Here is a 25,938-nt window from a genome sequence, read left to right as displayed (position 1 = left end):
GCGCTTTCATATTTGTTTGTCTATCGGATAAACAAAGTATTCTATCACTCTTTCTTAAAAAGTATGAGTCGACTTCCGCACAGAAAAAGACGGATCGGGATGAAGGCCGCTTCAAATGATGTTTTGATGTTGAGTATTTTTGTTTTACTAAATGGCTCATCGCGGGGACGCCTAATTCTGCAGTAGCTTTTCCTCCCCGCTGTTCATTTGCGTCAATCACAGCGGTATCCATGCCTCAAAAGTTATTTTTACGGTCTTTATTACCCTAAAACTTTTAACTAAGGCATTTGCACACCATTATGCAACGTCATCGTGCTTTGCGGATTTTCCAACATGAATTTCCTCAATTCTACCCATGATTTTGTCAGCAACACAACCATACTCTTTTAATTGGGAGGTTTATAAATGGGAAACGGATGGATTCGTGTACTTCGTTAATATCTTCAATAGGCCGTGGTTAATTTGGCAATTTTTAAATGCGAACGACTGCATAATATCATCTATTTTTTCCTCCGATAATCCTTTAAACAGTTTTGCATACGTCGGCTGAATTAATGCTCCTGCATAGACGGTTAAAATGGTTTGGGAAAGGCAAGCAATATTATGACTATGAATAATATCAGGATCCCCAATGACTTCTTCCAAATGATCCGCCAATTGTTCCACCATCTTTCTTGCCTTAAAGCCTGGAAGCCAAATCATCCAATCATCCGTATTTAATGTATGCTTTAGCTTAATAATCGAAGCGATCCGCTGCATATACTCCGATTCAGGATCCAGCGTGACAAGTCCCATTACCCCGACATCTTTATAGGTCCATGTCGTCCAATGTGCTCCAAACTCTTCGAAAATACTAATTTGGTCGTCCATGGCCCGCAAACGATCGGGAATTTCATTAGCCGGTCCGTTATACACGGAACCAAATTCCCCTATCCAGAGCGGAACATGATATCTTTCGGCAAACTGGGTGCCTTGATGGTTTTTAAATTCCTGTCTTTGTACGTCTTTATCCCAATATTTCCCCCCCGCAACACGGGCATTTTTAGCATCCGCCACCCCTGGATATGATCCTGGTCCAAATCCTGCCGCCGTATAGTTATGACTGCTGTAAACAAGATTGTCTGCAAACGGTGCTTCTAAGCCATCAAACAAAACAGAATAACGATCACCTTCAAGAAAAATGATATGATCCGGATCGATATGGCGCACAGCCTCGACCGCTCGCCGGTAAATGCGATTGATCCTTTCCCAATCCGGCTTGTAGTTGTTGAAAAACGTATGTGGATAATCTCCGTGCGGTGTATTTACGCAAGGTTCATTCATCAAATTATAACCGGCGATAACGGCTCTTCCCCGATAACGCCGTGCGAACTCTTCCCACAATGCGACAAATCGATCTTGATATGTCCGGTCATGCCAAAACAAGCTGTGTCTAATATCATTGTCCGAATGCCAGTGGGTATTTTGGTACCCTTGAACAGCGTGGAGATCTAAAATAACATATAACTCATGCTTCTCACACAAATGGATGATTTTGTCCAATCGTTCAAAACCGCTTTCCTTGTAAGTAAACGGCTGCTCGTCATCCTCAAAATGCCGATAATTCAAAGGCAGACGTATTACATTGGCCCCCCAGCTTTTAATAAATCGAATGTCGTCTTCTCCAAAGAAATAATGTTGCATTCTCTCAAACAAGAACTCTGCCTTCCCTTTCCCAATGACTTCAGCAACCGTATGGCGCAATGCATGCTCCGAACCGGTATAGCCGTTAATAAAATCTTCCATGTTCATCCAACCACCGATACAAGTGCCTCTTAACTGTACAGGATTTCCGTTTTGATCGGTAATCTTGTTTTTAGTAACCTTAAGCATTTCCATATTTGCCCTCATCCTTTCTTTAATTTTGATTTACTTTTTCATCAGGCTGGTTTTCCTCCAGCCCTCATTTCATCAATTATTCGATTTGTCCCAAGCAAAACCAACGGCTTTTAAGAACCTCTTGCCAAAATCATATGGCCTGCGGTGAATGGATGAACGCGATTCTAAGCTAAAGCGGCAGGATAAAGGGCCGTTAATACATCATTAAAGGCTGACTGGGTATCGACGAATACACCGTTCGCTTCTTTCGCTATTTTTTTTTGACAACCAGGCCGTATTGATCCATTGTCCGGCGCATCGCATCCTGTTCATTTCCTTCTATATAAAATGGCGTCATAAGGATCATTCCTTTTACGAAAGGCCTTGTCTCGATCACAAGGCTACGGAGCGTTTCCTCGTATTCATCTAAGTACACATGTTTTTCTTTTATGAATGGCAAATCGTATTGCCGCCAAACATCGTTAATTCCAATCATAATCGATATCCAGTCCGGTTTTTGAGCAATGACATCCTCCTGCCACCTTTCCTTTAAATCGCGCACCGTATGGCCGCTTATCCCTTTGTTGACAACCCGGATGCCAAATTCCGGATAAACCGCTTGCAGGAGGCCATTGATATAAGATACATATCCTGTGCCTAACGCTCCGAATCATCCTTCTCCCTTTGGCTTGGAGCGGTCACAATCTGTTATAGAATCGCCAATAAATAACAACTTTTCTCCCTTTCTGATCTTCATTTGCTTCTCCCCTTTGAAAATTAAACAAACTTGCTCGACTTAAGCTTCAACTAAACCACCTGAAATATCGGTTTTTCAGAAATAAAGCAAATGGGTATATTTGAAAATATTACTTTCAACCATTCAGCCAGATACTTCATGCCTGGCTCTTCACTTTCTGCGTGCCCAAGTACAATCAAAGCCTTTTGTCTCCCTAGGTGCACAGCATCCCGAACGTATTCTGGAGTTTCCCATTCTGGACCTTCTCCATAAATAATTAAGTCAAGACCCTCTTTTTCAAACAGCGGGATAGATAAAGCCCCTCCACCTCGATACCCGGCCAATAGCCCGATGCGGGTGCATGGGGCTGATAAATCCCCAGAGACACGTACAAATGGAATACCTAGCCTTCTTTTCACGTACTCGGCAATTTCTTTTACAGTCATTTTCGGAATGATCAAAATGGTGGCGGCTGGTTGATGCTCAGAAACATACGCTTCCCATTCCAAAGCGCGGACTAACCCAACCATAATACCATCCGGCTGATATCGGTGCCAGTAATCATGAAATCGATAGATCGCAACACGAGATTCATGGATCAGGAGACGTTTTTCATCATATACAGGGTCATTTTTCAATATTTCTGTATTGTGTGTGTGGCTATAAAATAGCCCTTCATGAGTAATGAGAAGATTTGCCCCCATTTTAACCACCTGTTGAATGACATGACAAGTAGGCATAAAACTCGTCGCGATCCCCTTGATTTTCATGTTTGGATCGCCATGCACAAGGGTATCCACCGCATTTGGAATTTCCCCTATCGGTTCCATCAGTTTATCCAACACATTCTGGACAGTTAGCGTCATGGCTCTATTCCTTTCCTAGCAGTCTATTTACAATCATTTATTGATTCAAACCTACAATTTCTGTAAATTTTTTCCTAACCCTCAAACATAAGCATCTCACCGACAACTACTAACACAAGTATAGATTGAAGAAAATCTTAGTTCGTTTATCATCTAAACTAACATCGTGCTGAATCTAGGTCCCAAGTGTCATGATCTAAATCCGCCCCTTGAACCGTTATCGACCATACTCAACAGCTTAAAGGCTGCAAAGCAATCTTTTGCGACAGCCTTCTTTGCTGATCTATTTATTTTTCCTGTTGCCACGCCGCTTGTTTTTCCTCCATTTTGCGGAATGTCCACAAAGCGCTGCCCATCACAATAAGTGAAAATAGACTAATGCTGAAAAACGGAATAAGCCCTGGGATCGACATAAAAACGATGAGCAATAGCCCTAGGCTGATCAGCATGACAAGAGTCATAAACGGATTAGTCATTCCAATCAGAAAGGAGTACTTAATATACTGCCAAAAGCGCAGCTCATAATGCACATAAATCGGGAACACATATAACAATGTCACGACGTAAAAGATAGAAACAATCAACAAAGCGACGGAAAAAGGCAACTGCCACGCTGCTGAAACCTGGGCGATATATAACATGTCGATATAGATCATATACGCTACAACCATAAGTAAAAGCCCCATTCGATTCGCCCGCAAAAACTCCTTTTTGTATGTTTGAATAAACGTTTTAAACACAGGAACAGAATCATCATGAAATAAAAGCCACTTCCGCACAATCGTAAACAATGCCACCGTCGCCGGGGCGATACCGAACACGATGGCTCCGAGTGCCGTAAAAAGCAGCCACAAAATATTGATATACGCAAGTCTTGTAATCCACTCGCAAATACGGTACAGCTTCCCATCTAAAAGACCGGAACGCATGACGACTCCTCCACCTTTGTTCTTGCTTTCTGTTGAAACTAGTATACCACACTCCAAAAAGAGAAAGGAGGAGCTTCCTGACTCTCCCTTTCTATTATCCTATTTACCAATCAAATTTCGCTCCTAGTGCAGGATAGGCAAAAGCAGATTCATACTCCTGAATAGGCCAAAAAGCCGCCATCGACCGGGACGGTAATTCCAGTGACAAAACCGCTCGTGCGTTCATCGACCAACCAAAGCAGCGTTCCCAACAAATCTTCCGGGTTTCCTAGCCGTCGCATCGGGGTATGGGATAAAATTTTCTCCGTGCGTTCGGTATAGGACCCGTCCGGATGTTTCAAAAGACGCTCGTTTTGCTTCGTCAAAAAGAATCCGGGGGCAATGGCATTGACGCGAATTCCAGCTTCAGCAACATGCACTGCCAGCCATTTCGTAAAATTTTCAATTCCGGCTTTCGCCGCGCTGTATGCCGGCACCTTCGTCATCGGCCGCGGTGCGCTCATAGAAGAGATATTAATAATTGTGCCTCCTTTTCCGACCATTTGCTTCAGAAATATTTGCGTCGGAATCACCGTGCCAAGAATATTTAAATCGAACACATACTTAAATCCATCGGCCGTTAAATCAAAAAATGTTAGGATGTTCTGGTTCTCGATGTCTTGCCGTTCCAACATCTCTTTTGTTGTGATGCCTTGTGGATGATTGCCGCCCGCTCCATTAATGAGAACATCGCACGGTCCATAGACAGACAATATCGTTTCCGCCGCCTGTTTGACACTATCAATATCCAATACATTGCATGAAACAGCCAGCGCCTCTCCACCTTGCTCGGCAATGTCCTGCTGCACCTTTTCCGCCTTTTCCATCGTCCGATTTAAAATTGCGACTTTCATTCCTTGACGGGCCAGCTCTTTTGCCATGCAGCTGCACAGCACTCCGCCGCCTCCTGTTACAACTGCCACTTTTCCTTTTAAATTTGGATGGATGGGGAGCATACGCTTTCTCCTTCCTGTTTTCTCTTTTCATTCTCCAGACTGTCCCAAACGCCCCAAAGATACATAATGCCAAGTGCCCGATCATACATTCCATAGCCGGGCCGCGCTTTTTCATTCCAAATCATCCGTCCGTGATCCGGCCGGATATACCCTTGGAAATTCGCCTCGTGCAGCGCCTTGACAATTTCACAGATATTCAGTGAACCGTCGCAGCTGCGATGAGATGTTTCTTCAAAATTACCATTCTCGTAAACTTGAACATTGCGGACATGGGCAAATGGAACCCTCCCCATGGCCAGAAAATGCCGGAAGATTTGCGGAATGTCATTGTTTGGGTTGGCCCCCAGCGAACCGGAACATAACGTCAGTCCATTGGCTGGACTTTCAACCATGTTGACGATTTTCTCTAAATTTTCTTGATTCGTTACAATCCGCGGCAGCCCGAATACCGACCAAGGCGGGTCATCAGGGTGCAACGCCATTTGAATGCCGCATTCCTCAGCGACTGGAATAATTTGTTCTAAAAAATAGTGCAAATGGTCAAACAAATCGTCTTCTGTCACCCCTTTGTACAACTCAAAAAGACGTTTGATCGTCTTCAACCGTTCCGGTTCCCAGCCGGGCAGCAAAAAGCCGTTTGCTTCGTTTTCAACGCTCCGTACCATTTCTTCCGGGTCAATTTGTTCAATTTTTTCTTTTTCATAGGCAAGGACGGTAGAGCCATCTGGCCTCCTTTTAGCCAGATCAGAACGCGTCCAGTCGAAAATCGGCATGAAGTTGTAACAAATCACTTTTACGTTTGCCTTGGCTAAATGACGAATCGTTTGTTTGTAATTTTCAATGTACCGCTCTCGTGTCGGCAAGCCTAGCTTAATATCTTCATGGACGTTGACACTCTCAATGACTTCAAGATGAAATCCTTTTTCATGGACGTGCCGCTTTAATTCCAATATATCATCAAGAGGCCAAACCTCTCCCACCGGAATGTGGTAGAGCGCCCCAACGATTCCTTCAACCCCTGGGATTTGTCTAATATCATCCAACGAAACCGTATCATGGTCTTTTCCAAACCAGCGAAAGACCATCTTCATTCTCATCTGTCCTCCTTTCATGGTAAAGGAAAGTATTGCTTAGCATTGAAATAGCATATATCTTGAATGATTTTCCCTAATAATGCGTAATCTTGGGGAATCTCCCCTCTTTCGACCCATGAACCGATCAAGTTGCAGACAATTCTTCGAAAATATTCGTGGCGCACATAAGATAAAAAGCTTCTAGAATCGGTCAACATGCCAACAAATGTGCTTAACACCCCCACATTGGCGAGATCCTTTAAATGCGTCACAATGCCATCTTGATGATCGTTAAACCACCAAGCCGCCCCAAATTGCACTTTTCCTTTTATCCCTTCTTGCTGAAAGTTGCCGATCGTTGAAGCAACGACATAGTTATAAATTGGGTTTAACGTATACACAATCGTTCTCGGCAATTGCCCTTCTTTGTCTAATGCATTTAAAAAGGCGTTCAACGGCTTCGCAAAGAGAAAATCGTTAATCGAGTCATAGCCGGTGTTGGGCCCGAGTTGTCGAAACATTTTCTCGTTTGTATTTCTAATCGAGCCGATGTGAAGCTGCATCACCCAGCCGAGTGATTGGTAGAGGCGAGCCAGAAAACATAAAGTGAATGTTTTATATTTTTCTTCTTCCTCCCCGCTGACGGCAAATCCTTCTTTTCGTTTTTGAAAAATGGCACTTGCTTCATTCCAATCGCACCAAGCATACGGCAGATACTCCAATCCGTGATCAGCCATCCGGCATCCAGCCTCGTGGAAATAGCGAACGCGGTTTTCGATAGCTTGCAACAGCTGCTCATAATGCGTGATCGAAACGCCTGCCGTTTTTCCTAATTCATCAACATAATCTAAAAAAGAGGACCGATTCAGTTCCAAAAGAGCGTCTGGCCGAAACGAAGGCACTACTTTAACAGGAAACGATAGATCTTCGGCGATTTGTTTATGGTATGATAAATCATCAAGCGGATCATCGGTTGTGCCGATCCATTCAACATTGGACTTCAGAATAAAGCCACGGGCTGAAAATCCCTCTTGTTGCAGCAACGTATTGCAATGATTCCATATTTCCCACCATGTCTGTTCGTTCAAAAGGGCATCGACCTGAAAATACCGTTTCAATTCCAAGTGTGTCCAATGATAGAGCGGATTCCCGATACAATAAGGGACCGTTCGGGCCCAAGCGCGAAATTTTTCCTCAGCCGAAGCTTTTCCAGTAATATACGGTTCCTCAACTCCTAACATCCGCATCGCTCGCCATTTGTAATGGTCCCCTTCAAGCCAAAGCTCGGTCATATCGTGAAACCGTCGGTCTTCGGCAATCTCCCTTGCGCTTAAATGGCAGTGATAATCGATGATGGGCAACGTTTTCGCATATTCATGATACAGCGCTTGTGCATGTTTGTTTTGCAGCAAAAAATGATCATGAATGAACGGCTGCACGGTTTCTCCCCTCTCTTTTCTTTGCCAGTTAAACAAAGTAGTGCGGATATTGTTTTTTCAACTGATCCTTTTCAATATCCACAAGCCGCAAATGTTCCTCCATTACTTTCCGGACTTTCTCTGCTTCTTTATCCGCAATCAATTGATAAATTTGCTTGTGATGAGAAATGATAATATCCCAGTCTAAGTCGGAAGACAATCGCAGTACGCGTAAACGATTGAAATGACTGTTTAAGCTTTGCACCATCTTCCATGAGCGCGACATGCGGCAACCATCAAAAATAAGTTGATGAAACATCTCATCAAGCTCAAAAAGTTCCAAAAAATTCCCTTTTTCCACGCACAGTTCCTGCATCATAATGTTCTTCTCAAGTTGAAACAAATGATCTTGGCGAAATCTCGTGCAAGCTAACGCCGCGACTTCTTTTTCAACCACCTCACGAATGAAACGCCCTTCTTCAACATGTTCCAGATTAATACGCGAAACGATCGTCCCACTCTGTGGAATGATATCGAGCAGTTCTTCCTGCGCCAATTTTAAAAACGCTTCGCGTACCGGGGTGCGGCTAATATGAAGCTGCTCAGCAATTTCTTTTTCTGAAATTTTCGTTCCTGGTTCAAGCTTCAGACGCAAAATTTTTTCTTTCAGCATGTCATACAACTGATCTCGCGCTGAGCCTCTAATGGAACTTTTGATTTGCTGGCTTTGCTGGGAAGTAAACATCGTCATTGAGTTCTCCCTTTCTTCTATACTAGTATGGTAGAAACCAAACAAATGGTTTTCCTTCATTTTACTCCAATCTGTTCCACCTATCCACCTTTACCCTCCGAATGATCTGTTCTTTTTTCACTCTCCCCTCACGATCAAGACAAGTTCGTCTATTGATTCTAATCCCCGCTGAGTCGTCTCGTACATGTAACAGCTTGCCTCGTTCATCCTCCGCTTGCCGGTGTAAAGGATGCAATCGATTCTCCAATGGCGACAATGTCCATACCATCCCTCCTTTTGTTAACTGTTTTTCCCCAAAACCTCATAATCTTTACGTGCATTTAAAGATCATACGCTACGATTTTTAAACCCATAAACTTACGAATACGATGTCATTTGATTGTCATCGAGACCGGAATACGTATACGTGGCATCTTTAATTGGTTCGATTTCGATGAGCGTCACTTCATTTTTCGTCAACAGAAGAGACAAACGAGCCGCACCGTTTTCCGCCCTCAGCCGTTCAGTCGTTACTTTCGGCCGTGCCACTTGACGCAACGTCTCAATTGCTTTCCGGCTCGGAAAGCGGGGCCGGCCCATCTGCTTCCATACTCTCCACGGGTTTCCGTACTCTTCATTAACGGTTTGCCGTTTCATAAATCCATCAGTAAATGGAATGGGAATATCCAGCCGTATTTCTTTGGTCCATCCCTCGCCTTTTTCCATAACTAAATTCCAGAGCACTACCGCGACCGATCCATCTTTCCGCCTAGTCACCATCATCTCTGAGTCACGATACAGCAGTTCCTCGCCCAATGTATTAAAAAACGTAAATACATGAAACGTCGGTTTCGGAATCGCATGGAGTGCCACCAAACCGAATCCGCCGTGAAACACCGCTTTTGGTACGTCCATTTCCTCAAACACATCGCTAAACGTCCAATACGAAAACGAATCGACATAATCGCCGCCTTCACTCAAAATACGGGCGATATAGGCAGCATTGAGAGCCGTATCATGAATCGGGTTGACCGGGCTATACGACGTGTTATATTCCGTAATATGAAACGGTAAATTTGGGAACGGGGATTGGTTAATCAATTCGCGCACCGTTTTGAACTGCTCAAGCATATCTTCGGGCGGCTCAAGCTCCTGGTAGTAATATTCAAACGTTTTCTTATGCGGCGCCTTCGACGTATAGGCATGCCGACTTACAAAATCAACAGGTATATGTTTTTCGGCACAAAAATTCAAGAAATCGACAATCCATTCGTCGCTTCCCCCGCAAATAGCGGGACCTCCGACTTGCAATTGAGGATGCACACTTTTTACCGCTTGTGCCGTCACTTCATATAGCTTAAAATATTCTTGTTTGTCTGCATCCTTCCAAAAATTCACTAAATTCGGCTCATTCCATACTTCAAACGGCCATGTTCGCACTTCCTCCATCCCGTAGCGTTCAACAAAATGGGAAACGACTGCCACAATTAAATCGCGCCATTTGCCATAATCTTTCGGCGGGGTAACGTTTCCTTTCCAATAAAAAACGGTTTGCTCTCCTGAAGCGAGCGCGCTCGGCATGAACCCGAGTTCAATAAACGGGCGAATGTTCAAATCCAAATATGAATCAAGAATCCGGTCGATGTACGTAAAGTTGTAGAACGGCCTCATTTCTCCGTCTATTTCTACTTCTCGATAAATTCCGACATCATCGGAAAGCAAGCCATGGCCGCGAATATATTGAAATCCAATTTTCTCTTGGACGAGCTTCAGATGATCTAAATATTCCTTTTGTAAAGCAAGGCCGAGCCGGCCGGTGCCAACACAAAATTTCCAATTCTTCCTGAAGTTCATTCGCCGACCATCGGGCACTTTAACGACTTTCATCCTCTACGCCTCCCCTATTCATTATCGATAAATTTTCCGTCCATATTGGTCATCGATGCCTGATTTGCGATAAAAATACGTATTGATGACATCACGCCATTCCTTTGCATGTTCAATCTGAATCGCAAGCCGTTCCAATACATCCATATACCGTTTTTCGTCCATTTTCCCTTTCAGTTGCTCCCACCGTTTTTTGAGCTGTTGGGTCTGCTCTACTCCAGCAAAATGAGTGTTGTAAATATGCTGCATCACTGTTTCACCCGATTTTAAACGATAGGTATACGGAACATGGTGAAAAAACAGTAACAGCTCATCAGGACAAGTATCCAATAATTCATACATCGTCGCATTTTCCGGAAAATACTGTGCGGTATAGCCGGTTCCGGTTGCGACCGTCCGATCGACTCCGATTCCTTTGCAGTCAGCATAGTGGTACGTTCCCCAATGGGAATATTCATATCCATCCACGTTCGGTCCATAGTGGTGGCCTGGGTTCACCATCCAGCCGACGCCAAGCGGAGCGGTATAGTTTTCGTAAATGCGCCATGATTCCAAAAGCATTCCGCTAATTTGCTCAACGAGTTGCGGATCATTCCCAAATGTTTGCACAATCCATTCTTTCGCTATTTCCTCCGCAGACAAATCCGGATTCCAAGCAAGACGCCCAAATCCATATAAATTGGCTTGTGCGAGCGTATGCCCAGTCCAGTTGGGGTCATCGCCAATATTGGATACACCGACCATGCCACTATACCGATAACCGAATAAAGAGCCATCGATCACTTTTTTCACTTCTGATCCTTTCCCTTTGGCATATGTATCAAATTCAAGCACCTCTTTCCATTGAGGAACAAGAAAACATAAATGCTTTTGCTGTCCTGTATACTCTTGGGTGATTTGAACTTCTAGCATTTGGTTCGTTTTCGGCATGGCGCCGAATAAAGGGGAAACGGGTTCCCGCACTTGAAAATCCATCGGGCCGTTTTTAATTTGTAAAATAACGTTCGAATGAAACTGCCCATCCAATGGCTTAAAATGCTCATAAGCGGCTTTTGCTCGATCTGTTGTTCTGTCTCGCCAGTCCTGCTGACAGTTATAGACAAAACATCTCCAAATCACGACACCTCCGAACGGTTCCAGCGCTTCGGCCAACATATTTGCTCCATCCACATGATTGCGTCCATAGGTGAACGGACCGGGTCGGAACTCGGAGTCCGCCTTGACGACAAAACCGCCAAAATCAGGGATATAGCGATAAATTTGTTCAACAGTTTCCTTCCACCATTGCTTTACACTTGGATGAAGCGGATCGGCGGTCGAAAGCCCACCGATTTCAATCGGACTCGCATAGTTAATGCTTAAGAACGTTTGAATGCCGTATATCCGGAAGATATCCGCCACTTCCGCCACTTCAGGTAAAAACTCTTCCGTGATCAAATTCGTTTCTGTTTGATGAACGTTTACATTATTGATCGAAAGCGCATTAATGCCTATGGAAGCAAGCAGCCGCGCATAATCTTTAATCCGCTGCTTTTGTTTGACAAACTGGCCGTCAGCAAAGAAAATCGATCGTCCCGCATACCCGCGCTCAATACTTCCATCCATATTATCCCAGTGATTGATCATGCGCAATTGATTTCTCGGCTGTTCTACGATTGACAAATGGTAAACATCTTCCTTCATCTCAAGCAAGCGAAGGAAGTGAAACACACCGTATAGCGTTCCTTTCTCTGTCTTCCCGGCAATGTAGATGTACGGTTGCCCATCGTGAACATAAGAATAAATAACATAGCCGTCCGGATCATAAACTGCCGTAGCGTCACGATCCGGCCATTGCTCCTTTATCTCATCATCATCAAGCGTTCCGAGCCAAATAAAACTCGTTTGTCCAGCTTCCGCCGTTACTTGCGGCTCGATGCCAAACATCGATGCCATTCCGACCTTTAGCTCTTCCACTGCCGCGCGGAAAACCGAGGACTCCCCTTTGGCTACAATCGTTTTAACCAATAATGGACTGTCTTGATATTTATCATTTTTCTCATATCGCAGCCAGCAAGATTCATATTCTTTCGTCATGTCCGCCTATCTCCTCTCATTCTTTTTCTGCCCCTAATACAATCCCCTTAACGAAAAACCTTTGCACAAATGGATAGACGACCAGCATCGGCAACGCCGCAATAAAAATTTGCGCTGCTTTCACCGTCCGTTCAGACAAATTTTTCATTGTTTCGGCATCGACACTCATTTTCGTAAAGTCTTGTTGAACAATGATTGTTTGCAAGAAAGTGGATAACGGATAATGTTTAACATCAGACATGTAAATCATCCCATCAAACCATGAATTCCAATGAAACACCATTGTAAAAAGCGAAATCGTCGCAATAGCTGGAATAGAGATCGGCAAATAAATTTTCCAAAAAATCGTAAAATGATTAGCCCCATCCATCAAAGCGGCTTCTTCAAGCGATTTCGGCACCGATGTCCGGAAAAAGTTAACAAGCAAAATTAAGTTGAATGAACTGACCGCCGATGGCAAAATCAACGCCCAAATGGTATCCATCAATCCAAGTTTCGTCACGACCATATAAGTTGGCACAAGGCCGCCGTGAAACAGCATAGTAAAAACGAAAAACCACATATAAATTTTCCGACCATGAAATGCTTTGTCACTTTTGGATAATGGATAAGCCGCACACAACATGACTGCCATAGAAATGACAGTTCCTAATATAACCCGCAAAAACGAATTCCAGAGCGAGCGCAAAAAGTTTTCATTTCCAATCGTTTTTTCGTACGCATCAATTGTAAAATCGACCGGCCACAGCCCGACAAGATTGGCGGTCGCCGCCGCGCTTCCGCTAAAAGAAACGGCTAAAATATGAATCAACGGCAAAATACAAAGCAACGCAATGACGGTTAAAAGAACATAGTTAAAAATGGCAAATATTTTATAGGACAAACTTTTTTGATAATGATGATGCATATCCTCCCCTCCCTTAAAAGATTTTATAATTGGCATATTTATAAGCGAGTCGATATCCCGTTACCACTAACATAAAGCTGATAATAGATTTAAATAACCCAACAGCGGTCGCATAACTGAAGTCTCCATTTAAAAGACCAACGCGATAAACGTACGTATCAATAATATCGCCCGTTTTATAAACAAGCGGATTGTACAAGTTTAAAATTTGGTCAAACCCGGCATTTAAAATATTTCCTAACGATAATGTTCCGACAACGATGATAATCGGCAGCATGGAAGGCAGCGTAATGTAAATGGTTTGCTGCCAGCGATTCGCACCATCAACGATCGCGGCTTCATACAACGATGGATTGATTGAAGTAAGGGCGGCTAAAAACACGATCGTGTTAAATCCGCATTCTTTCCATACATCCGTCACAACAACGACCGTACGAAACCAATCGTTGTCACCGAGAAAAAAAATAGAATCCATTCCAAATAAAGATAACACGCGATTGACCATTCCTCCTTCAGGAGAAAGCATGTCAATCAAAATCCCGCCTAAAATTACCCAGGATAAAAAGTGCGGCAAATACACGATCGTCTGGACAGTCCGTTTAAACTTCACCACGTATATTTCGTTAAGGAGCAAAGCAAACGCAAGCGGCACTCCGAGATTAAAAATGATTTTCAATGTGGAAATAACAAATGTATTCCATATAACTTGACGCGCATCTTCATATTCAAACATCGTTTTAAAATGTTCAAGACCGACCCATGGCGAGTGCAAAAAGCCAAGCCACGGCTCATAATCCTGAAACGCCATAACGAGTCCGACCATTGGAATGTATTGAAAAATAAACACAATGACAATGGCGGGAAGCAGCATCGCATGCAGCTGCCATGTCCCCCTCCATTTTCGTTGTTTCCTTACTTCAACTGCCGCTGTTTGTCCTTTTAAATCCACTGCCGGTTGCATGGTTTCCTCCTCCTTTCATCTGATCAAAAACATTTTTGCAGAATCGGTTCATACTAAAAAACAGGTGCAGACATTGATTGTGATTTCAAACATTCCAACCATGTCCGCACCGTCACATCCATTCCGCTTTACTTTTCCCCTTTCACCGATTGATACCACTCATTTACTTCTTTTGTCATTTCTTTACCGCCAGACTCTTCCCACTTTTTCACAAACTCGTCAAATGCACTGAGCGGCGCTCGACCATAAATGATGTTGGCGAACGTTTCCCGCTCCATTTTCGTCAAGAATTCCGAACGTTTTTGCATCGTTTTTGTTGGCGGTCCAGTAAACTCATTTTCAATACGGTATTGGTTTTGCTCATTGACGATGGTAGCCGCTTTCATAAAGGAATCGCCTAGGGAGACAATCCGTGTATACTCATAAGCGTTTTTCGGCTGGCGTTTGGTTGTATACATTTCTTCGACTAAATCGTAAAGCATATATGGGACGGTCGGAATGGCTTCAGTAATAAAATAGGTTCCTGGATCCAATCTTCCACCTGGAATTTCTTTGTCATCATAAACAGTCTTGCCGTCTTTCATGACATAGTCATAGCCTTCAGCCAATCCATATTTAAAATACTTCGAATCGTTATATACATAAGCGAAGGCTTCATCTAAGTACTCAAAAAACTTATCCATATGTTTAAAATCTTTGCTAAATAAGAACATCCCTGTAACGAGCCCTTCACCGCGGCGTCCAATTTTTCCGTCTGGCCCACTCGGCAGCGGATATGGCTCAACCACCGCCCCTGGGTTGTTTTTTAACGCGTCTGTAATCGGCCATCCAGATGCCCATGGAGGCGCAGAGATGATACCGGATTTTCCAGCTACAAAACTTTTAATCGCTGTCTGTTCGTCTAAAATCCCAACTTCTTGATCTAAGTATCCTTTTTCATACCATTCATGTAATTTCTCTAATCCCTTTTTGATCGACGGCTGGACAGAACCATAGACTAAAGAGCCATCTTCATCTTTTGACCATGAACCAGGTTCATAATTGCCGTACGCACCAAAAATAAAACTTCCGTCAGCAAGCCATGTCGCCAAACCATTTTTACTGGCCAACGTCAAACCAATGGTATCCTTTTTGCCATTTCCGTCAGGGTCTTTATTCACAAAGGCGTCCATAATTTTTTCAAGATCTTCAATCGTTTTTGGCGGCTGCAATTCTAATTTGTCGAGCCAATCTTTGCGGATCCAAAGCAATGAATCTGAGCCGTTACCGCCAGAAAAACGCGGAATGCCGTAACGTTTTCCATCAACCGTAGCCGGGTAAAACGCTTCTGGGAACTGATTAAAAATTTCCTTCAACCTCGGAGATGCGTATTTTTCAATGGCCTCATCAATAGGCATTACTTTTCCAGAACGAATCAAATCGTTGATTAATTGTCCGTCCGACACTTTGAATACGTCGGGCAACTTCTGGCCGGACGATAGAGCGAGGCGAATCTTATTATGATATTGCTCATCGTTCGGAGCCGTCCATAGAGTTTTCCATTTAATCCCCAATTCCTTCTCTGACCATCGTGTGATCGGATTGTTATTCAAATCTTCCCCATTTCGAAATTTTGTGTCATCTTTTAGGGTACGCACAGTTGTAATGGTGACTTTTCCATCTTTCGATTCACTGGAGCCGCCTGATGAAGCTGATTCATTGTCCGTGCACCCCGCAAGCATTCCAACAGCCAATGCTGTTGCTGCTAAAGTGGCCAAAAACTTTTTTAGCATTTTTCTCCCTCCAATCCTACTTTTCTAGATCCCCCTTAACCGGAAACTACTATAAAGAAAAACGGTACCCCTCTAATTCAATCCCCCCCTTCACGACTAAAAGTAAGCGATTTCAAAATAAACTTTAACAAGCGATATTCTCTCCCTGCAGAATGTAATCATTAAAAAATTAACATTCTAGTATGTTAGTTTGGCAACAATCTTCCTTAATTACTTCCAAAAGATATAACAGCCAAACGCATAATTTCGCACTGAATGATTATTAGTAATACTAGTATACTAGTTTAATTCCGATTATAAAAGAAAGTCAATCTATATTCAATACCTACATGTCAAAATTTTTTGATTATTTTTCGTAAGAACTTTTCCTATTTTTGGTTAAATGACTGAGCACATCAAACAAAAGTCCGAAATTCCGACATTTACGACCCACCAAAAAGCCGGCTTCGGCTCGTGTCGTTCATCGAACAAAAACGGCCCATTTTTTCTTCCTTTTATCGGGAAGTTATCAAGCCATGTATCGTCGTCGGCTATTCCCCAAAACGTTACACTTTGAACCACCTCACGACATTCTTTAAATAGGGAGAAAATTTGTCCGTATCGTTCTGCCTGTTGCGCTATCGTTTCCTTGGTCGGTCTTGTCAAATCGTTCCGATGATCATGAAACTCAAACATGGAAATATCGAGTTCAATAATGTGAAAGACAACACCGAGGGACGCATATCGCAATGGCCGCGCGAATCTCATCCAGCGATGGGCGAGCCAAGCTCCAATGAGCCTGCATACCGATGCCATGAACTGGAATTCCTCTGGCGCGCAATGACTTGACAAGCGCAAAAATTTTCTCTCGTTTTTCCAGAAAACATTCATTGTAGTCATTGTAAAAAAGCCGGGCATCTGGATCGGCCTTATGTACATAAAGAAACGTTTGTTCCATAAAATCGGCCTCGATGATTTGTCGCCATTTGGATGAGCGCAACAACTCATCCCCTTCGTCGGTGACTGCTTCATTGACGACATCCCAGCCATATACTTTTCCTTTGCAACGCTGGACAACGGTTAAAATATGGGATTTCATCCGCTCAAGCAGCACATCCCGACTAACAAAACGGCCTTGGCTGTCCTGACGCACCCAATCTGGAGTTTGATCGTGCCATATAAGTGTATGCCCCCGATCCATCATCTGATAGGAATACGCAAAATCAACAATTTGATCGGCTTGTTCAAACCTTCCTTTGGCTGAAGGCGTTCACACTTCATATGATTTTCCGCTGTCATGCTGTTTACATGGGCAACCAACAGCTGTTTTTGCATTTGAATAGTCACTGGGGTTAACTGCGGCGCCGATGCGAAAATCATTCGCAAACACCTTGTGGAGGGGGGAGCAAGCAGTTCATGTTCGCTCCCCCTCCTCAAGCCATAAAATACTCGTCACGCCGCGCGGGTAATATTTGCTGCCGCTAATTTCACCGGCAATTATTTGGTCGCTCCAGCTCCAAATCGATAGCTCGGGATGTGTGAGCCATGCTACATGCGCCGCATCGGCTTTCTTTCCTAATTCATCCCATTTCCATCCTAAAAGATGCCGCGCAATAAATTGGCACAAATAGATTTTGCTGAGCCATGAATTGTTACTTGTTGATGAAATTTTCCATCCGCCATCCGGGAAGAGGCAAATTCCTTCTCGTAACACATAACGCAAATGTTTGCGCAGCGCTTGAATATATCCCCCAAAGCGGCCGTCGTCTTTTAAAGCCTCATGGCAATTCGTGAAATAAGGGAATACAAGCCCCTCAATGGCCGGAATGATTTTCGAATCATTTCCTTCTCCCATTACGGCCGGAATATACCCGTCATCGGTCACATAGCTGACGATCGTCGCCGCGCATTTTTCCGCCTGCTCCCCAGCCAGTGCGGCTCCTTCTTCCTTGCCGACATCACGGAACAATTTCTCAAGCGCTACATAGGCCGCCCAACATTTGCCCGCCAAATATAAGTTGTTGCGTGCTTGGCCAAGAGAAACGTCTAAACTATCATATGTCGTGATTTCCGCTCCCCCCATCGTACGGCTGCTATCAAGTCCCATTATTCCATTCCGCTTTTGCGGCTGGGGATGATCGCGGCGAATCATGCTTTCCAAGCATTGTTCTAAGATGGGGAGCCGCTGTTGGCGCCATGCCCAATCTTTTGTTTGCTCGATGTATACCGCGGCGCAAAGCACCCAGTTGACGAGTTGTTCGTGCGTCATATGCGAAAAGCAGCCGCTGATTCCATATAGCTCATAAGAAGAATACTGGGGACGGGAAAACGTATTGGCCACTCCCATATCATGAGTGAAGCTGATGCCTCCCGGATATTCTGTTTCCTCTCCCGGAAAGCGGACACGATCCTCATAGCTATACCGTTCAACATATAAATCAAGCACATTTTTAACTGTCCACGGATTCATTTTCAACTCAAAAAACAGCTGATCAACGGTTAAATCAAAGGTATTCATCATGCGATATTCGCCTTCATTGACAACCCAAATCGGCTTCCCTTCATGCTCAAGCAGCTGGGTGTTGCCGTAATAACTTCGAATGGCATGAGCCATCATAAATTTTTGATCGTCGGAGAGCCATGCTTTTTCAATGAGCTCGTTCGAACGGAACGACTGTTCTTTCAACACCTCCACCTGCTCTAACGCATAAAGGCCCACTTCTTCGATATTGTTGAAAAAACGGGTATAGAAATAAGAAGCATCCATTCCCGCCGTTGCATAACCGCCACGGTAGAAACAAACGGCAAATTGATATGTTTTCTTCTCCCCAGCTGGCACATCCGCAATTAATGCGCCGATTTTCCCAAGTCCGAACGTCCAGTTTTCTTCGAGCGGAGTCGTCAAAATATCCTCCATACTAAAATGCAAAGCAGAGCGGACGCCTTCATCTTTTGATACAATCCCAACAATCCGGCCTTGGCCAATCCCGCACAGCTCTTGGCGCGTTTCATCGATTCGTCTCATCGACGTATACGGATCGGTGCCTTCAAATCCGAAAAATGCCCGTCGCGCTTTTGTTCCGTTTGTATTGTCAATCGTCATCTCGACGATAACGGCTGGGACTAACGCCAGCTTCAGCTCTTCAGCGGTCGCCGTTTTTGGATCCGGCACCGCTTTCACCGGAGAATAAATCGTAAACGTTAAATCTTCCGCTTTCCATGTATCGGTCGCAACACGAAATTCCCGTTCGATGGCCTCTTTGGCAAACGGAAGGAGAATGTTCGGCTTTTGCGGATTCGGATCCGGATTTTCAATATCATATCGTTTGCTTTCATCTTCTCCTGACATTTCTAAAAAGGGAAGGACATGATACAAGCCCGGTTTACTTAACGATTCTATCCCAATCCATACGTTTTGCCGCGGCGGTCGGCCGAGTTCAAGATCCAAGCCCCCGTTCTTTCCTGGAAATCCCAACGTAAAGCTGGCAAACGCTCCAACGGGCGAATGATGGGCGTTAAAAAATATATTTTTAGGCATTGAGCATTATCTCCTTTCTCCCCTAAATGACCTTAAAGCTCGAATGTGAATCATCGACAATCGAGAGCAAATCTATAAAACTGGTTTTGTCGAACAACCAAGATTCAGAAAACAGTGATCCATAGCTCCATCAACGAATATGTGAAGCGCTTCGTTGGCCAATCACTTCTCGATCGCCGAAAAACCACACACTCCCTTTTAAGCGGAAAAGGCTAAAAAGCTTCGTTTGCTTGCTCAATCGTTTTCAATCTATTCGTTCTCTTATGCCATCAAACTCTCTTTATCCCTTAATGGCACCGGCCGTAATCCCTTCCACAATTTTGTCACTGAGAAAAAAGAAAGCGATTAAAATCGGCAAAACACTAATCATCAGCGTGGCACCAATGGCCCCCCAATCGGTCGTATATTGCCCAATAAAGTTTTGAATTCCTACAGTCAAGGTTTTATATTGCTCAGAGCTAATAAATGTATTAACAAACACAAACTCATTCCAGTTGTAAATCATATTAATAATGGTAGTCGTGACAATGACAGGGGATGTCATCGGCAAAATCACTTGGAAAAACATCCGATGGACAGAGCATCCGTCAATAATAGCCGATTCCTCCAATTCGCGCGGCAAGGAATGGTAAAATCCAAGTAAAATCATGATCGTAATCGGCAAATTAAACCCGATATTCGTTAAAATGATCGACATTGGATGATCAATTAATTGAAGTTTAGTAAAAAAGCCGAATAATGGAATTAGTGTGGAATGCACGGGTATCATCAACCCAACGATAAACATCCCTAGCACCACGTGTTTCAGTCTCCAATTCATGCGCGTCAGCGCGAATGTAGCAAAACTCGCCAACAAGACCGTAAAAATGACTGATACGGCAGTAATCCAAACACTGTTGAAAAAATAACGGCCAATGTCTCCCTCCACCCATACTTTCACATAATTTTCCCAGCGAGGTGGAGACGGAAGCGCCAATAACGGCGTATTAAAAACCTCTTGATTATTTTTAAGCGAAAAGAATAACAGCCAAACAAGAGGAAGGATTTGAAAAATAGCTAAAATGATTAAGATGGCATAAAAAATGGCCATCCCTATTCTTTTCCCTAGGGCTCGAAAGGATGATAACGAAGCTTCCGTTTTTCCTGACACTAGTGCTTCCCCCTTTTGTGCTAATACTGGATTTCTTCATTTGAACGGGTAAGTTTTCTAATCAACCATGTCACTAAAACGCAAATCAGCAGCAATGAAAAAGCGACGGTGCTTCCATATCCGAAATTAAAACTGCGGAATGCCTTTTGGTACATATAAGAAGCGATGACTTCACTCGCGCCGTTTGGCCCCCCGCCCGTCATCACATAGATTAAATCAAAGTATTTTAACGAACCGACAACAGCTAGCACAATCGTGACTTTAACGACTCCCGCAATTAACGGAAGCTTGATTTTATAGGCGAGCTGCCACGGATTAGCACCGTCGATTATTGCCGCCTCCATAATCGATGCGGGAATGCTTTTTAAAGCAGCATAATAAATCAAAATATAAAATCCGGCATATTGCCATATAATCGGAACAAAAATGGAATATAGGGCAATCGAAGGATCAGCCAGCCAGTTTGGCGGATCATCTATTCCTAGAAACAGGAGAAAATGATTTAACATCCCGTTCGATGGGTGATAAATCCGTAACCATAGCTGAGCAATGGCAACTGAAGACAACAGCATCGGAATTAAATAAATTTTTCTTAATAAATGGGCTCCCTTGATTTTTCCTGACAGTACGAGAGAAACCGCCAAATAACCGGCGAGGCTGATCACGGAAAACACCGCCAGCAAAAAGGAGTGGTATACGCTTTTCCAAAACATCTTATCTTTTAGCAGCTCTTTATAATTATCGAGCGCGATAAACTCCATACGGCCGATGCCGTCCCATTTCATGAAACTGTAATAGCCCGTCATCACGATCGGAATGTACACCAATGTCAAAAGCAGCAGCAAAGACGGCAAAATATAGAGCGCAATGACTTTTTTATCGGACATCATTTTATTCATGCTGTCTCCTCCTTTCTCATTGGACAAAAAGGACATATATGGCATATGTCCTTTTTGTCGTCCTTCTTTTCTCTCATCATTGCGTCTTAGACAGCACTTCTTGATGCTGTTTAGCGAAGTCTTTCGGTGTCACTTCTTCACCAAATAACGATTGGATTAAATTTAAATGTGTTTGCGCTGCTTCCGGGTTCATTTGCACATCGGCAAATAATGTAATATTGCTAGCTTTATTTAATTCATTGAGCACATCGATATACATTTGCGGCAGATCGACATTAGCCGTGTTCACTTTTGTTGCTGGAATGACACCCGCTTTTGTGACTGACTGCTCGCCCCATTTTTCAACGAAAAATCTTACAAACTTTTTCGCTTCCTCCTTCGCTTTCGAATTTTGCGCTACAAACAATCCGACTCCCGGTCCTCCGACCCAGCTATCCACATTTCCTTTTCCGCCTTCAACAACAGGGAATTTAAAGAATCCGACTTTGTCGCGAAACTCCTTTGGAATATCTTCATTTGTTGTAAACTGCGGCAAATCCCATGTTCCCATTAAATACATAGCTGCTTTTTCATTGGTAAACTCCGCTTTTGCTTCATCGTTCGATAAACCGTTAAATCCCTTGATAAACGCTTTCATTTTGACGAGGTTTTGGACTTCTTCCGCCGCTTTGATTAATCCTGGATCTGCAAATGTACCGCTTCCGTTTATCGCGTTTTTTAACGTGTCAGCGCCGCCGATTCGGTCGGCTAAATACATATACCACATCGATCCTGTCCAGCGATCCTTATTGCCTAACGCGATTGGGGCTACGCCATTTTTCACAAGCGTTTGCACCACATGCTTGAACTCTTCATATGTTTTAGGGACTTCTAAATGATATTTCGCAAAAATTTCTTTATTATAGTACACAGGAGTGATGTTAAGCTCCAATGGAAGGGCATACGTTTTGTTGTCAACCGCATATGCTTCTGTTGTCCCGGAAACAAACTGATCTTTAAGACCACCGTCTAAAACATCATCTAAAGGTGCAAATAAATTCCCTTTCACGTATGGCTCTAAAAATCCTGCTGCCCAAGTCATCCCAACATCAGGAAGCTCATTGGAAGCTGCTAATACTTTTAGCTTGTTTTTATATTGTTCGTTTTCGAGAATTTCCGTTTTGACTGTTACATTCGGATTTTCTTTTTCAAACTCTTTAATAATGTCATTAACAATCATATAGTGCTGCTTTGAGCTTCCGGCAGGCCAAAGATGCATAAATGTAAGCGTCACTTTTTTCCCGTCTTCGGGTGAAGCTCCATTTTCATTGCTTGAGCTGGAGCTAGAGCAGCCTGTGACGGCTAGCGCCAATACGAACATCATGCCGATCAGCCATGAATGCGCTTTCTTTTTCAACAAAGCCATTTCCCCCTTTGAATCTTTTTGGTTTGCTAAGATTATATCATTGGCTGATGGGGAAATAAGGCCACACTCATTGCCTAAAATTCTACTTTTTTTAGATGTTGCTTTCTGAAGCGATAGGGAGTCATTCCTTCAAATTCTTTAAATACTTTAATAAAATATTTCGCTGTTTGATAACCGACAGATTCGGCAATTTCTTCAACAGATAAATCGGTTGCCACCAGCAAGCTCTTGGCTTTCTGTATCCTGCATCTTGTCACATATTCACTAAAGGTCATATCTGTTTCTTCTTTAAAAAGGACACTAAAATAGCTTGCATTCAAATGTACATGCCTAGACACATCGCGCAGGCTCAATGGCTGATGCAAATTTTTATGAATGAACTGTATGGCTTCCCTTACGGAAGAAGAGCGGATATGTTCTTGAATTTGAATGACTTGATGATCGATCATCTGTGCCAGCATTTCTGATTTTTTTCGCTCTTCCAATATCGCCAGCGCCTGTTCCACCGCCTCAATGAGTTTATGTTTGCTGACCGGTTTGAGAAGATAATTGACCACTCCTAATTTGATTGCTTTTTGGGCATAGGCAAATTCAGAGTAAGCGGAAATAATAATCACAACTGGCTTATGCTTGTGCTCCGCAAAGGCCTCGATCAGCTGAAGCCCAGACATTTGCGGCATGCGGATATCTGTTAAGATTAAATGAACGGGGCGCTGTCTCAGAAGCTCGATTGCTTCATCCCCGCTGGCCGCACAAAGAATCTCGCATGTTCCCATCGCCCAAGCATCCAGCGTTTTTTTCAGTCCGATTCGCGCTCTCGGTTCATCATCGACGACTAAAATCGTCTTTACATCCATCATCTTTGTTCACCACGCTTAGGGATTTTCATAGAAACGTGCGTTCCTTTTCCTAATTCACTATGAATGAACAGCCTTCTATCTTCTCCATAATAAAGCTGCAAGCGCCGATTGACATTGATGATCGCCATGCCGCTCCCTTTCAAAAGGGAAAACTCTTTATCATAGAGACGCTTACGGATCTCTTGAACGGTTTGTTCCTCCATTCCATGTCCATTGTCCGTAACTTTAATGATTAAATCAGAGGAATCGCTGTCTTCCTCGATGGTGACCCAAACAGAACCCGGCTCCGCCTTATTGCCGATGCCATGCAAAACAGCATTTTCTACTAGAGGTTGAATCAGTAGCTTAGGAATAGGAATCTCTAAATATTGAAAAGGAACAACCATATTCCATAAAAGGCGGTCTCCCCACCTTAATTTCATGATCTCAAGATAGCGGCGAATATGTTCAATTTCCTCGCGAAGCGTTACCCATTCATCGTTCTTTGAATGGCTAATCGTATAGCGAAACAACTCGGACATATTTAGCACAAATTGCGATAATTCCTCTTCTTCTTTATCGACAAGTGACCAATATAGAGCATCGAGCGTGTTAAAAAGGAAATGAGGGTTAATTTGCGCTTGCAGCGCCTTTAGTTCAGTGCGGTTACGTACCAATTCTTTTTCATAAACAACTTGAATCAAATGATTGATGTTGTCTACTAATGAATTGTACGTATTGTTTAATTCATTAATCTCAATAGTAGAAAAAATAGGCGGACTCGGCTTTAATGTCCCGTTTTTTCCTCGCTTCATGATTTTGGTTAGCCTTAAGATCGGCTTGGTGACTATGGTCGAGAGAATAAAGGAGAAGATGAGAAAAATGAGAAAGCCGATAGCTCCTGAAAGTAGGATCGCATTTTTTAAGATCGAGAGGCCACTTGTCAGCACCTCTACTGGTGTCATCATAACAAGCAACCACCCGGTCAGGGGGGATCGCTGTTTGACCACAATATACTCCTTTCCATCCTGCTTGATCATCCGCTGTTGGGTATGCAAAATAGGAGCAGGATCTCCTTGAAAATTAGAAAAAATAGATTGGAAATCATGATCGACAAGCAGCATATAGCCTTTTTCCTCTGTTTCATTGCTATAAACGTCCGTTAGTTGAAAATAGTCGCGATTCACACGTACTAATAAATACCCTCCTGGAGAAAACCAGCGGTCCATTAAGCGAATTTGCCGAATCGCTAAAAAATCTGAAGAGGCTGGATCTCGTCCAATCCAAACAATCCTCCCCTTCGCATCATTCGCTCTTTGAATCGATAAAGCTCCTATGCGATTGACCAAATCCATTTCATTCAGCGGGAACACTCGTTTGTAATGATTCGTATAAAGTTCAAAGGAATGAATACCTTGGGAATACGTTTGGTACGAATTGACGATTTGCATTAAATATTGCCGTTCGCTAAACCCAAGCAAATGGCCTCCAGCCTCTTTTAAAAGCAATTTTTGTACATACGCGTCTGTCGCCACTTGATTGGTCAATGCATCCAGTTGTCCATAAAGCGCTTCCAATCTGCCGTTTGCCTGAATGGCTGTTTGGCGAATTTGCTCCTCGGCATTTTGTTTTAATAACACCGATACGAAATGAAATGTCATCATTCCTACGAAGAGCAAGACAAATGTCATGACGAATATAAAAACGATTAGAATTTGGTTGCGAAGAGTATTAAAGCGATTCAATTTTTCTCTTATCTTCATATTCAGCAAGACACCTACCATTTATGACGCACATATTACATAGATGAAAGATCGCTCGCAGGATCAGAGCAAATTATAGATGTTTGCGACGGTAGGAGACAAATCACAGACTTGTCTCCTACCGTCATACCTGCATATTGGCGTAGGAAATCGTAACA

18 protein-coding genes and 2 pseudogenes are annotated in these 25,938 nt (G+C 43.4%); all 20 read right to left on the bottom strand.

Annotation, left to right across the window (positions count from 1 at the left end; translation table 11 throughout):
- Positions 1-399: 399 nt before the first annotated feature.
- The 20 genes and pseudogenes from AT864_RS07100 to AT864_RS07000 all read right to left on the bottom strand — a co-directional run bounded on the left by AT864_RS07100 (position 400) and on the right by AT864_RS07000 (position 25,780).
- Positions 400-1,878, bottom strand: a complete 1,479-nt coding sequence (locus AT864_RS07100; protein ID WP_066147649.1) for a glycoside hydrolase family 5 protein — start codon at positions 1,876-1,878, stop codon at positions 400-402.
- Positions 1,879-1,950: 72 nt separating this feature from the next.
- A pseudogene (locus tag AT864_RS07095) lies at positions 1,951-2,614 on the bottom strand (SGNH/GDSL hydrolase family protein).
- Positions 2,615-2,664: 50 nt separating this feature from the next.
- Positions 2,665-3,459, bottom strand: coding sequence for a Nif3-like dinuclear metal center hexameric protein (locus AT864_RS07090; protein ID WP_066147648.1), 795 nt, complete (start codon positions 3,457-3,459; stop codon positions 2,665-2,667).
- A gap of 287 nt (positions 3,460-3,746) precedes the next feature.
- Positions 3,747-4,388, bottom strand: a complete 642-nt coding sequence (locus AT864_RS07085) for a YesL family protein (protein ID WP_066147642.1) — start codon at positions 4,386-4,388, stop codon at positions 3,747-3,749.
- Positions 4,389-4,537: 149 nt separating this feature from the next.
- Positions 4,538-5,383 carry an SDR family oxidoreductase gene (locus AT864_RS07080; RefSeq protein ID WP_066147639.1) on the bottom strand — a complete coding sequence of 282 codons (846 nt, stop codon included), beginning with the start codon at positions 5,381-5,383 and terminating at the stop codon, positions 4,538-4,540.
- Positions 5,359-6,474: a mannonate dehydratase gene (uxuA, locus tag AT864_RS07075; protein ID WP_066147638.1), complete on the bottom strand. Its 1,116-nt coding sequence runs from the start codon at positions 6,472-6,474 to the stop codon at positions 5,359-5,361. Before uxuA ends, AT864_RS07080 begins: the two co-directional genes overlap by 25 nt.
- Before the next feature lie 17 nt (positions 6,475-6,491).
- Complete coding sequence (gene uxaC, locus AT864_RS07070) at positions 6,492-7,895, bottom strand: glucuronate isomerase (RefSeq protein ID WP_066147634.1); 1,404 nt, start codon at positions 7,893-7,895, stop codon at positions 6,492-6,494.
- 28 nt (positions 7,896-7,923) lie between these two features.
- Positions 7,924-8,625: a GntR family transcriptional regulator gene (locus AT864_RS07065; RefSeq protein ID WP_369815498.1), complete on the bottom strand. Its 702-nt coding sequence runs from the start codon at positions 8,623-8,625 to the stop codon at positions 7,924-7,926.
- 357 nt (positions 8,626-8,982) lie between these two features.
- Positions 8,983-10,491: a xylan 1,4-beta-xylosidase gene (locus AT864_RS07055; RefSeq protein WP_066147630.1), complete on the bottom strand. Its 1,509-nt coding sequence runs from the start codon at positions 10,489-10,491 to the stop codon at positions 8,983-8,985.
- A 21-nt stretch (positions 10,492-10,512) separates the two neighbouring features.
- The gene (locus tag AT864_RS07050; protein WP_066147627.1) at positions 10,513-12,567 is read right to left on the bottom strand and encodes an alpha-glucuronidase family glycosyl hydrolase; all 2,055 of its coding nucleotides are present in this window, start codon (positions 12,565-12,567) and stop codon (positions 10,513-10,515) included.
- A gap of 16 nt (positions 12,568-12,583) precedes the next feature.
- Positions 12,584-13,474: a carbohydrate ABC transporter permease gene (locus AT864_RS07045; protein ID WP_066147626.1), complete on the bottom strand. Its 891-nt coding sequence runs from the start codon at positions 13,472-13,474 to the stop codon at positions 12,584-12,586.
- Positions 13,475-13,487: 13 nt separating this feature from the next.
- The gene (locus tag AT864_RS07040; RefSeq protein ID WP_066147624.1) at positions 13,488-14,435 is read right to left on the bottom strand and encodes a sugar ABC transporter permease; all 948 of its coding nucleotides are present in this window, start codon (positions 14,433-14,435) and stop codon (positions 13,488-13,490) included.
- A 128-nt stretch (positions 14,436-14,563) separates the two neighbouring features.
- Positions 14,564-16,207: an extracellular solute-binding protein gene (locus AT864_RS07035; protein ID WP_066147622.1), complete on the bottom strand. Its 1,644-nt coding sequence runs from the start codon at positions 16,205-16,207 to the stop codon at positions 14,564-14,566.
- 378 nt (positions 16,208-16,585) lie between these two features.
- Positions 16,586-17,604, bottom strand: a pseudogene (locus tag AT864_RS07030) (endo-1,4-beta-xylanase).
- On the bottom strand, positions 17,601-19,724 hold the full coding sequence (locus AT864_RS07025; RefSeq protein ID WP_066147620.1) for a glycoside hydrolase family 52 protein: 2,124 nt from the start codon (positions 19,722-19,724) through the stop codon (positions 17,601-17,603). Before AT864_RS07025 ends, AT864_RS07030 begins: the two are co-directional and overlap by 4 nt.
- A gap of 280 nt (positions 19,725-20,004) precedes the next feature.
- Positions 20,005-20,814, bottom strand: a complete 810-nt coding sequence (locus AT864_RS07020; protein ID WP_066147745.1) for a carbohydrate ABC transporter permease — start codon at positions 20,812-20,814, stop codon at positions 20,005-20,007.
- An 80-nt stretch (positions 20,815-20,894) separates the two neighbouring features.
- Entirely contained in the window at positions 20,895-21,773 is an 879-nt protein-coding gene (locus tag AT864_RS07015) for a carbohydrate ABC transporter permease (protein ID WP_066147617.1), read from the bottom strand.
- Positions 21,774-21,849: 76 nt separating this feature from the next.
- The gene (locus AT864_RS07010) at positions 21,850-23,169 is read right to left on the bottom strand and encodes an extracellular solute-binding protein (protein ID WP_066147741.1); all 1,320 of its coding nucleotides are present in this window, start codon (positions 23,167-23,169) and stop codon (positions 21,850-21,852) included.
- Positions 23,170-23,252: 83 nt separating this feature from the next.
- A complete protein-coding gene (locus AT864_RS07005; protein WP_066147613.1) occupies positions 23,253-24,038 on the bottom strand; it encodes a response regulator in 786 nt (261 codons plus the stop codon).
- Positions 24,035-25,780, bottom strand: coding sequence for a sensor histidine kinase (locus tag AT864_RS07000; protein ID WP_066147612.1), 1,746 nt, complete (start codon positions 25,778-25,780; stop codon positions 24,035-24,037). The genes AT864_RS07005 and AT864_RS07000 overlap by 4 nt, the downstream gene beginning before the upstream one ends.
- Between the last annotated feature and the right edge of the window lie 158 nt (positions 25,781-25,938).

Origin of the sequence: Anoxybacillus sp. P3H1B (assembly GCF_001560855.1) — a bacterium.
GTDB lineage: Bacteria > Bacillota > Bacilli > Bacillales > Anoxybacillaceae > Anoxybacteroides > Anoxybacteroides rupiense.
This window is presented reverse-complemented; position numbering and strand designations above follow the sequence as displayed.